The sequence below is a fragment of the Shigella sp. FC1661 genome (assembly GCF_001712525.1).
GTDB lineage: Bacteria > Pseudomonadota > Gammaproteobacteria > Enterobacterales > Enterobacteriaceae > Escherichia > Escherichia coli.
Genome location: NZ_MDGW01000052.1, coordinates 1 through 10,366, shown reverse-complemented (window position 1 = coordinate 10,366; position 10,366 = coordinate 1). Strand labels below are relative to the sequence as shown.

At 50.9% G+C, this 10,366-nt stretch carries 7 protein-coding genes and 4 pseudogenes; 8 read left to right on the top strand and 3 right to left on the bottom strand.

What is annotated here, in order from left to right:
• On the bottom strand, nt 1–165 hold a 165-nt coding region (locus BFF42_RS04085), incomplete at its 3' end, for an IS1 family transposase (protein WP_047664789.1).
• A gap of 58 nt (nt 166–223) precedes the next feature.
• Between BFF42_RS04085 and fimC the strand changes: the two are divergent.
• The 5 genes and pseudogenes from fimC to fimH all read left to right on the top strand — a co-directional run.
• Nucleotides 224–739 (top strand): annotated as a pseudogene (gene fimC, locus BFF42_RS04080) (type 1 fimbria chaperone FimC); the annotation flags it as partial.
• A 66-nt stretch (nt 740–805) separates the two neighbouring features.
• Nucleotides 806–3,441, top strand: a pseudogene (gene fimD, locus BFF42_RS04075) (fimbrial usher FimD).
• Nucleotides 3,442–3,450: 9 nt separating this feature from the next.
• The gene (gene fimF / locus BFF42_RS04070; protein ID WP_001244837.1) at nt 3,451–3,981 is read left to right on the top strand and encodes a type 1 fimbria minor subunit FimF; all 531 of its coding nucleotides are present in this window, start codon (nt 3,451–3,453) and stop codon (nt 3,979–3,981) included.
• 72 nt (nt 3,982–4,053) lie between these two features.
• Nucleotides 4,054–4,497 carry a type 1 fimbrial minor subunit FimG gene (gene fimG, locus BFF42_RS04065; RefSeq protein WP_077897989.1) on the top strand — a complete coding sequence of 148 codons (444 nt, stop codon included), beginning with the start codon at nt 4,054–4,056 and terminating at the stop codon, nt 4,495–4,497.
• Nucleotides 4,498–4,516: 19 nt separating this feature from the next.
• Nucleotides 4,517–5,419 carry a type 1 fimbria D-mannose specific adhesin FimH gene (fimH, locus tag BFF42_RS04060; RefSeq protein ID WP_000832244.1) on the top strand — a complete coding sequence of 301 codons (903 nt, stop codon included), beginning with the start codon at nt 4,517–4,519 and terminating at the stop codon, nt 5,417–5,419.
• A 241-nt stretch (nt 5,420–5,660) separates the two neighbouring features.
• Here fimH and BFF42_RS04055 read toward each other — a convergent pair.
• A pseudogene (locus BFF42_RS04055) lies at nt 5,661–5,820 on the bottom strand (GntT/GntP/DsdX family permease); the annotation flags it as partial.
• A gap of 384 nt (nt 5,821–6,204) precedes the next feature.
• Between BFF42_RS04055 and uxuA the strand changes: the two are divergent.
• The 3 genes from uxuA (at nt 6,205) to uxuR (ending at nt 9,918) form a co-directional block, all read left to right on the top strand.
• On the top strand, nt 6,205–7,389 hold the full coding sequence (gene uxuA / locus BFF42_RS04050) for a mannonate dehydratase (protein WP_039059777.1): 1,185 nt from the start codon (nt 6,205–6,207) through the stop codon (nt 7,387–7,389).
• An 80-nt stretch (nt 7,390–7,469) separates the two neighbouring features.
• Nucleotides 7,470–8,930, top strand: a complete 1,461-nt coding sequence (locus BFF42_RS04045) for a fructuronate reductase (RefSeq protein WP_000208186.1) — start codon at nt 7,470–7,472, stop codon at nt 8,928–8,930.
• Nucleotides 8,931–9,144: 214 nt separating this feature from the next.
• The gene (gene uxuR / locus BFF42_RS04040) at nt 9,145–9,918 is read left to right on the top strand and encodes a Uxu operon transcriptional regulator (protein WP_000833686.1); all 774 of its coding nucleotides are present in this window, start codon (nt 9,145–9,147) and stop codon (nt 9,916–9,918) included.
• Nucleotides 9,919–10,016: 98 nt separating this feature from the next.
• Here uxuR and BFF42_RS04035 read toward each other — a convergent pair.
• A pseudogene (locus BFF42_RS04035) lies at nt 10,017–10,366 on the bottom strand (IS1-like element IS1X2 family transposase); the annotation flags it as partial.

The window sequence follows — 10,366 nt, the reverse complement described above, 5'->3', positions numbered from 1 at the left end:
TTTCTGGTGCGTACCGGGCTGAGAGGCGGTGTAAGTGAACTGTAGTTGCCATGTTTTACGGCAATGAGAGCAGAGATAGCGCTGATGTCCGGCAGTGCTTTTGCCGTTACGCACCACGCCTTCAGTAGCGGAGCAGGAAGGACATCTGATGGAAATGGAAGCCACGCAAGCACCTTAAAATCACCATCATACACTAAATCAGTAAGTTGGCAGCATTACCCCATCATGGATGGAAAATGCCGATGGTGTAAAGGATGGTCGTTTTATCGTGACGCCTCCTCTGTTTGCGATGAAGGGAAAAAAAGAGAATACCTTGCGTATTCTTGATGCAACAAATAACCAATTGCCACAGGACCGGGAAAGTTTATTCTGGATGAATGTTAAAGCGATTCCGTCAATGGATAAATCAAAATTGACTGAGAATACGCTACAGCTCGCAATTATCAGCCGCATTAAACTGTACTATCGCCCGGCTAAATTAGCGTTGCCACCCGATCAGGCCGCAGAAAAATTAAGATTTCGTCGTAGCGCGAATTCTCTGACGCTGATTAACCCGACACCCTATTATCTGACGGTAACAGAGTTGAATGCCGGAACCCGGGTTCTTGAAAATGCATTGGTGCCTCCAATGGGCGAAAGCACGGTTAAATTGCCTTCTGATGCAGGAAGCAATATTACTTACCGAACAATAAATGATTATGGCGCACTTACCCCCAAAATGACGGGCGTAATGGAATAACGCAGGGGGAATTTCTCGCCTGAATAAAAAGAATTGACTGCCGGGTAATTTTAAACCGGAGGAATAATGTCATATCTGAATTTAAGACTTTACCAGCGAAACACACAATGCTTGCATATTCGTAAGCATCGTTTGGCTGGTTTTTTGTCCGGCTCGTTGTCGCCTGTGCTTTTGCCGCACAGGCACCTTTGTCATCTGCCGAACTCTATTTTAATCCGCGCTTTTTAGCGGATGATCCCCAGGCTGTGGCCGATTTATCGCGTTTTGAAAATGGGCAAGAATTACCGCCAGGGACGTATCGCGTCGATATCTATTTGAATAATGGTTATATGGCAACGCGTGATGTCACATTTAATACGGGCGACAGTGAACAAGGGATTGTTCCCTGCCTGACACGCGCGCAACTTGCCAGTATGGGGCTGAATGCGGCTTCTGTCTCCGGTATGAATCTGCTGGCAGATGATGCCTGCGTGCCATTAACCTCAATGATCCATGACGCTACTGCGCATCTGGATGTTGGTCAGCAGCGACTGAACCTGACGATCCCTCAGGCATTTATGAGTAATCGCGCGCGTGGTTATATTCCTCCTGAGTTATGGGATCCCGGTATTAATGCCGGATTGCTCAATTATAATTTCAGCGGAAATAGTGTACAGAATCGGATTTGGGGTAACAGCCATTATGCATATTTAAACCTACAGAGTGGGTTAAATATTGGTGCGTGGTGTTTACGCGACAATACCAGCTGGAGTTATAACAGTAGCGACAGATCATCAGGTAGCAAAAATAAATGGCAGCATATCAATACCTGGCTTGAGCGAGACATAATACCGTTACGTTCCCGGCTGACGCTGGGTGATGGTTATACCCAGGGCGATATTTTCGATGGTATTAACTTTCGCGGCGCACAATTGGCCTCAGATGACAATATGTTACCCGATAGCCAAAGAGGATTTGCCCCGGTGATCCACGGTATTGCTCGTGGTACTGCACAGGTCACTATTAAACAAAATGGGTATGACATTTATAATAGTACGGTGCCACCGGGGCCTTTTACCATCAACGATATCTATGCCGCAGGTAATAGTGGTGACTTGCAGGTAACGATCAAAGAGGCTGACGGCAGCACGCAGATTTTTACCGTACCCTATTCGTCAGTCCCGCTTTTGCAACGTGAAGGGCATACTCGTTATTCCATTACGGCAGGAGAATACCGTAGTGGAAATACGCAGCAGGAAAAACCCCGCTTTTTCCAAAGTACATTACTCCACGGCCTTCCGGCTGGCTGGACAATATATGGTGGAACGCAACTGGCGGATCGTTATCGTGCTTTTAATTTCGGTATCGGGAAAAACATGGGGGCACTGGGCGCTCTGTCTGTGGATATGACGCAGGCTAATTCCACACTTCCCGATGACAGTCAGCATGACGGACAATCGGTGCGTTTTCTCTATAACAAATCGCTCAATGAGTCAGGCACGAATATTCAGTTAGTGGGTTACCGTTATTCGACCAGCGGATATTTTAATTTCGCTGATACAACATACAGTCGAATGAATGGCTACAACATCGAAACACAGGATGGAGTTATTCAGGTTAAGCCGAAATTCACCGACTATTACAACCTCGCTTATAACAAACGCGGGAAATTACAGCTCACCGTTACTCAGCAACTCGGGCGCACATCAACACTGTATTTGAGTGGTAGCCATCAAACTTATTGGGGAACGAGTAATGTCGATGAGCAATTCTAGGCTGGATTAAATACTGCGTTCGAAGATATCAACTGGACGCTCAGCTATAGCCTGACGAAAAACGCCGGGCAAAAAGGACGGGATCAGATGTTAGCGCTTAACGTCAATATTCCTTTCAGCCACTGGCTGCGTTCTGACAGTAAATCTCAGTGGCGACATGCCAGTGCCAGCTACAGCATGTCACACGATCTCAACGGTCGGATGACCAATCTGGCTGGTGTATACGGTACGTTGCTGGAAGACAACAACCTCAGCTATAGCGTGCAAACCGGCTATGCCGGGGGAGGCGATGGTAATAGCGGAAGTACAGGCTACGCCACGCTGAATTATCGCGGTGGTTACGGCAATGCCAATATCGGTTACAGCCATAGCGATGATATTAAGCAGCTCTATTACGGAGTCAGCGGTGGGGTACTGGCTCATGCCAATGGCGTAACGCTGGGGCAGCCGTTAAACGATACGGTGGTACTTGTTAAAGCGCCTGGCGCAAAAGATGCAAAAGTCGAAAACCAGACGGGGGTGCGTACCGACTGGCGCGGTTATGCCGTGCTGCCTTATGCCACCGAATATCGGGAAAACAGAGTGGCGCTGGATACCAATACCCTGGCTGATAACGTCGATTTAGATAACGCGGTCGCTAACGTTGTTCCCACTCGTGGGGCGATCGTGCGAGCAGAGTTTAAAGCGCGCGTTGGGATAAAACTGCTCATGACGCTAACCCACAATAATAAGCCGCTGCCGTTTGGGGCGATGGTGACATCAGAGAGTAGCCAGAGTAGCGGCATTGTTGCGGATAATGGTCAGGTTTACCTCAGCGGAATGCCTTTAGCGGGAAAAGTTCAGGTGAAATGGGGAGAAGAGGAAAATGCTCACTGTATCGCCAATTATCAACTGCCACCAGAGAGTCAGCAGCAGTTATTAACCCAGCTATCAGCTGAATGTCGTTAAGGGGGCGTGATGAGAAACAAACCTTTTTATCTTCTGTGCGCTTTTTTGTGGCTGGCGGTAAGTCGCGTTTTGGCTGCGGATAGCACGATTACTATCCGCGGCTATGTCAGAGATAACGGCTGTAGTGTGGCCGCTGAATCAACCAATTTTACTGTTGATCTGATGGAAAACGCGGCGAAGCAATTTAACAACATTGGTGCAACGACTCCTGTCGTTCCATTTCGTATTTTGCTGTCACCCTGTGGTAACGCCGTTTCTGCCGTAAAGGTTGGGTTTACCGGCGTTGCAGATAGCCACAATGCCAACCTGCTTGCACTTGAAAATACGGTGTCTGCGGCTTCGGGACTGGGAATACAGCTTCTGAATGAGCAGCAAAATCAGATACCCCTTAATGCTCTATCGTCCGCGATTTCGTGGACGACCCTGACGCCGGGTAAACCAAATACGTTGAATTTTTACGCCCGGCTAATGGCGACACAGGTGCCTGTCACTGCGGGGCATATCAATGCCACGGCTACCTTCACTCTTGAATATCAGTAACTGGAGATGCTCATGAAATGGCGCAAACGTGGGTATTTATTGGCGGCAATATTGGCGCTCGCAAGTGCGACAATACAGGCAGCCGATGTCACCATCACGGTGAACGGTAAGGTCGTCGCCAAACCGTGCACAGTTTCCACCACCAATGCCACGGTTGATCTCGGCGATCTTTATTCTTTCAGTCTGATGTCTGCCGGGGCGGCATCGGCCTGGCATGATGTTGCGCTTGAGTTGACTAATTGTCCGGTGGGAACGTCGAGGGTCACTGCCAGCTTCAGCGGGGCAGCCGACAGTACCGGATATTATAAAAACCAGGGGACCGCGCAAAACATCCAGTTAGAGCTACAGGATGACAGTGGCAACACATTGAATACTGGCGCAACCAAAACAGTTCAGGTGGATGATTCCTCACAATCAGCGCACTTCCCGTTACAGGTCAGAGCATTGACGGTAAATGGCGGAGCCACTCAGGGAACCATTCAGGCAGTGATTAGCATCACCTATACCTACAGCTGAACCCGAAGAGATAATTGTAATGAAACGAGTTATTACCCTGTTTGCTGTACTGCTGATGGGCTGGTCGGTAAATGCCTGGTCATTCGCCTGTAAAACCGCCAATGGTACTGCTATCCCTATTGGCGGTGGCAGCGCTAATGTTTATGTAAACCTTGCGCCTGTCGTGAATGTGGGGCAAAACCTGGTCGTAGATCTTTCGACGCAAATCTTTTGCCATAACGATTATCCGGAAACCATTACAGACTATGTCACACTGCAACGAGGCTCGGCTTATGGCGGCGTGTTATCTAATTTTTCCGGGACCGTAAAATATAGTGGCAGTAGCTATCCATTTCCGACCACCAGCGAAACGCCGCGGGTTGTTTATAATTCGAGAACGGATAAGCCGTGGCCGGTGGCGCTTTATTTGACGCCTGTGAGCAGTGCGGGCGGGGTGGCGATTAAAGCTGGCTCATTAATTGCCGTGCTTATTTTGCGACAGACCAACAACTATAACAGCGATGATTTCCAGTTTGTGTGGAATATTTACGCCAATAATGATGTGGTGGTGCCTACTGGCGGCTGCGATGTTTCTGCTCGTGATGTCACCGTTACTCTGCCGGACTACCCTGGTTCAGTGCCAATTCCTCTTACCGTTTATTGTGCGAAAAGCCAAAACCTGGGGTATTACCTCTCCGGCACAACCGCAGATGCGGGCAACTCGATTTTCACCAATATCGCGTCGTTTTCACCAGCACAGGGCGTCGGCGTACAGTTGACGCGCAACGGTACGATTATTCCAGCGAATAACACGGTATCGTTAGGAGCAGTAGGAACTTCGGCGGTAAGTCTGGGATTAACGGCAAATTACGCACGTACCGGAGGGCAGGTGACTGCAGGGAATGTGCAATCGATTATTGGCGTGACTTTTGTTTATCAATAAAGAAATCACAGGGCATTGCTAATGCAGTTACGCAATATTACCTGAAGCTAAAAACCTGCACGTTAGCCCTTTGTAGGCCAGATAAGACGCGTCAGCGTCGCATCTGGCATAAACAAAGCGCACTTTGCTGGTCTGTTCCCCTCACCCTAACCCTCTCCCCGGAGGGGCGAGGGGACTGTCCGGGCACATTTTTAGACTTTGTCATCAGTCAGAGCCTGCCATTGGCAGCTCTGGTGTTCTTTTACGCTACCTTGCTAATAATCAGCCCAACCACGGAGTTGACCAGCTCCAGCAGACCCCAGGTTTTCAACGTGTCTTTTACTGACAGGTCAAAATAATCTAAGAGGCATTGCTAATGCAGTGAATGTGTCTGAACCTGCGGTCGTTGTCAGTACCAGCATCAGACCAATGCCGAATACTACCCAGAGAATGTTAAGCACATGCATAACGTTTTACCTTACCTGGTTGAACCGTTGTTATTTTGGGCGACATGTTATGTAAATTGGTCAACCATTGTTGCGATGAATGTCACATCCTCTGATCAATAACCATCGATTACCTTTTGCTGCAATTTGCAGCAACAACCATGAGAGTGAAATTCTTGTAATTTGGTTAACCAATTTCAGAATTCGGCTTGACATATCTTACCAAAAGCTAGAACTTATACGCCATCTCATCCGATGCAACGCCACGGCTGCGGTCTGGTTGTTCATCCGGATACCTAAACAACTCCAGGGTTCCGCGTCTCTTTGCTGTGGAACCCACTATGTGAAAGAGGAAAAATCATGGAACAGACCTGGCGCTGGTACGGCCCAAACGATCTGGTTTCTTTAGCTGATGTCCGTCAGGCGGGCGCAACTGGCGTGGTTACCGCGCTGCACCATATCCCGAACGGCGAAGTATGGTCCGTAGAAGAGATCCTCAAACGCAAGGCGATCGTTGAAGACGCAGGCCTGGTGTGGTCTGTCGTAGAAAGCGTACCAATTCACGAAGATATCAAAACCCACACTGGCAACTATGAGCAGTGGATCGCTAACTATCAGCAGACTCTGCGCAACCTGGCGCAGTGCGGCATTCGCACCGTGTGCTACAACTTCATGCCGGTGCTCGACTGGACCCGTACTGACCTCGAATACGTGCTGCCAGACGGCTCCAAAGCTCTGCGCTTCGACCAGATCGAATTCGCTGCATTCGAAATGCATATCCTGAAACGTCCAGGCGCGGAAGCGGATTACACCGAAGAAGAAATTGCTCAGGCAGCTGAACGCTTCGCCACTATGAGCGATGAAGACAAAGCGCGTCTGACGCGTAACATCATTGCCGGTCTGCCGGGCGCGGAAGAAGGGTATACCCTCGACCAGTTCCGTAAGCACCTGGAGCTGTACAAAGATATCGATAAAGCGAAGCTGCGCGAAAACTTTGCCGTCTTCCTGAAAGCGATTATTCCAGTTGCTGAAGAAGTTGGCGTGCGTATGGCGGTTCACCCGGACGATCCGCCGCGCCCGATCCTCGGCCTGCCGCGCATTGTTTCCACCATTGAAGATATGCAGTGGATGGTTGATACCGTAAACAGCATGGCGAACGGTTTCACCATGTGCACCGGTTCCTACGGCGTGCGTGCTGACAACGATCTGGTTGATATGATCAAGCAGTTCGGTCCGCGTATTTACTTCACCCATCTGCGCTCCACCATGCGTGAAGATAACCCGAAAACCTTCCACGAAGCGGCGCACCTGAACAGTGACGTTGATATGTACGAAGTGGTGAAAGCGATTGTTGAAGAAGAACACCGTCGTAAAGCGGAAGGCAAAGAAGACCTGATCCCGATGCGTCCGGACCACGGTCATCAGATGCTGGACGACCTGAAGAAGAAAACCAACCCAGGTTACTCCGCAATTGGTCGTCTGAAAGGCCTGGCCGAAGTTCGCGGTGTCGAACTGGCGATCCAGCGCGCTTTCTTTAGCCGTTAATATCCACCGGCATGGCTGCGCGCCGTGCCGGTTCCTTCTTCCTTGCCGTCACTCTCTGAAGACGGATTCTGGAGTTTACGATGACTACTATTGTTGACAGCAATCTGCCGGTTGCCCGCCCGTCATGGGATCATTCTCGTCTGGAATCACGCATTGTGCATCTCGGTTGCGGGGCGTTTCACCGCGCACATCAGGCGCTGTATACCCATCATCTGCTGGAAAGCACCGACAGCGACTGGGGCATCTGCGAAGTTAACCTGATGCCAGGCAACGACCGCGTGCTGATCGAAAACCTGAAAAAACAGCAACTGCTGTACACCGTAGCGGAAAAAGGCGCAGAAAGCACCGAGCTGAAAATTATCGGTTCGATGAAAGAAGCGCTGCATCCGGAAATCGACGGCTGCGAAGGTATTCTCAACGCGATGGCGCGTCCGCAAACGGCGATTGTCTCTCTAACGGTCACGGAAAAAGGCTACTGCGCTGATGCGGCAAGCGGTCAACTGGATCTCAATAACCCGCTGATCAAGCACGATCTAGAAAACCCGACTGCGCCGAAGTCCGCGATTGGTTACATCGTCGAAGCCTTGCGTCTGCGTCGTGAAAAAGGGCTGAAAGCATTTACGGTGATGTCCTGCGATAACGTGCGTGAAAACGGTCATGTGGCGAAGGTCGCGGTACTGGGGCTGGCTCAGGCACGTGACCCGCAGCTGGCGGCATGGATTGAAGAGAACGTCACCTTCCCGTGCACCATGGTTGACCGCATCGTTCCGGCGGCGACGCCAGAAACCTTACAGGAAATTGCTGATCAGCTGGGTGTTTACGACCCGTGCGCCATTGCCTGCGAACCGTTCCGTCAGTGGGTGATTGAAGATAACTTCGTTAATGGTCGCCCGGACTGGGATAAAGTGGGCGCACAGTTCGTTGCAGACGTTGTGCCGTTCGAAATGATGAAGCTGCGTATGCTGAACGGCAGCCACTCTTTCCTGGCATACCTCGGTTACCTCGGCGGCTATGAAACTATTGCCGACACCATGACTAACCCGGATTATCGCAAAGCGGCCTTTGCCCTGATGATGCAGGAACAAGCGCCAACGCTGTCTATGCCGGAGGGTACGGACCTGAAGGCCTATGCGACGCTGCTGATCGAGCGTTTCAGCAACCCGTCTCTGCGTCACCGTACCTGGCAGATTGCGATGGACGGCAGCCAGAAGTTACCGCAGCGTCTGCTGGACCCGGTGCGTCTGCACCTGCAAAACGGCGGCAGCTGGCGTCACCTGGCGCTGGGCGTGGCTGGCTGGATGCGTTACACCCAGGGCGTGGATGAGCAGGGTAATGCCATTGACGTGGTCGACCCGATGCTGGCCGAGTTCCAGAAGATTAACGCGCAGTATCAGGGCGCAGACCGCGTGAAAGCGCTGCTGGGCCTGAGCGGTATTTTTGCCGATGATCTGCCGCAGAATGCCGACTTTGTTGGCGCGGTGACGGCGGCATATCAGCAGCTGTGCGAACGCGGTGCGCGCGAGTGTGTGGCTGCGCTGTAACTAACTGATTACCCTACAGACTTACTGGTCAATCAAACTGATATTTGGTTGACCAGTTTTCGTTTTTTTGCCCACCTGTACGTGCCAACTTCCAGTGCTAATGGTATAGTTTGAGATTAACGGGGGCCGTAAAATTGCCCGTTGTAGGCCGGATAAGGCGTTCACGCCGCATCCGGCAAAAATTTGATTAACCGCACCTAACGGACACAACACCATGAAATCTGCCACCTCTGCGCAAAGACCTTACCAGGAAGTCGGGGCGATGATCCGCGATCTGATCATAAAGACGCCGTACAATCCTGGCGAACGGCTGCCGCCGGAGCGTGAAATTGCAGAAATGCTTGATGTCACGCGGACGGTGGTACGTGAAGCGCTGATCATGCTGGAGATCAAAGGGCTGGTGGAAGTGCGCCGGGGTGCCGGTATCTATGTTCTTGATAGCTCAGGCAGCCACAACACAGACAGTCCGGATGCCAACGTCTGCAATGATGCCGGCCCCTTTGAATTGTTGCAGGCGCGACAGCTTCTTGAGAGCAACATCGCGGAATTTGCCGCCCTGCAGGCTACCCGCGAAGATATCGTCAAAATGCGTCAGGCATTGCAACTGGAAGAGCGTGAACTGGCTTCCAGCGCGCCGGGTAGCAGCGAAAGCGGTGACATGCAGTTCCATCTCGCCATTGCTGAAGCAACGCATAACAGCATGCTGGTGGAGTTATTCCGTCAGTCCTGGCAGTGGCGGGAAAACAATCCAATGTGGATCCAGTTGCACAGCCATCTGGATGACAGCCTGTATCGCAAAGAGTGGTTGGGCGATCACAAACAGATCCTTGCCGCGTTAATCAAAAAAGATGCCCGAGCGGCGAAGCTGGCAATGTGGCAGCATCTGGAAAACGTTAAGCAACGTCTGCTGGAATTCTCGAACGTTGACGATATTTATTTTGACGGCTATCTGTTTGATTCATGGCCGCTGGATAAAGTCGACGCCTGACTGATTATGATAAGCGCAAGGGTAAACGTTCCTTGCGCTTTCTTAAATTAAGAAGTCGCAATGAGTATTACTTTGTAAATTGCGGTAATGACTCCAACTTACTGATAGTGTTTTATGTTCAGATAATGCCCGATGACCTTGTCATGCAGCTCCACCGATTTTGAGAACGACAGTGACTTCCGTCCCAGCCTTGCCAGATGTTGTCTCAGATTCAGATTATGTCGCTCAATGCGCTGAGTGTAACGCTTGCTGATAACGTGCAGCTTTCCCTTCAGGCGTGATTCATACAGCGGCCAGCCATCCGTCATCCATACCACGACCTCAAAGGCCGACAGCAGGCTCAGAAGACGCTCCAGTGTGGCCAGAGTGCGTTCACCGAAGACGTGCGCCACAACCGTCCTCCGTATCCTGTCATACGCGTAAAACAGCCAGCGCTGACGTGATTTAG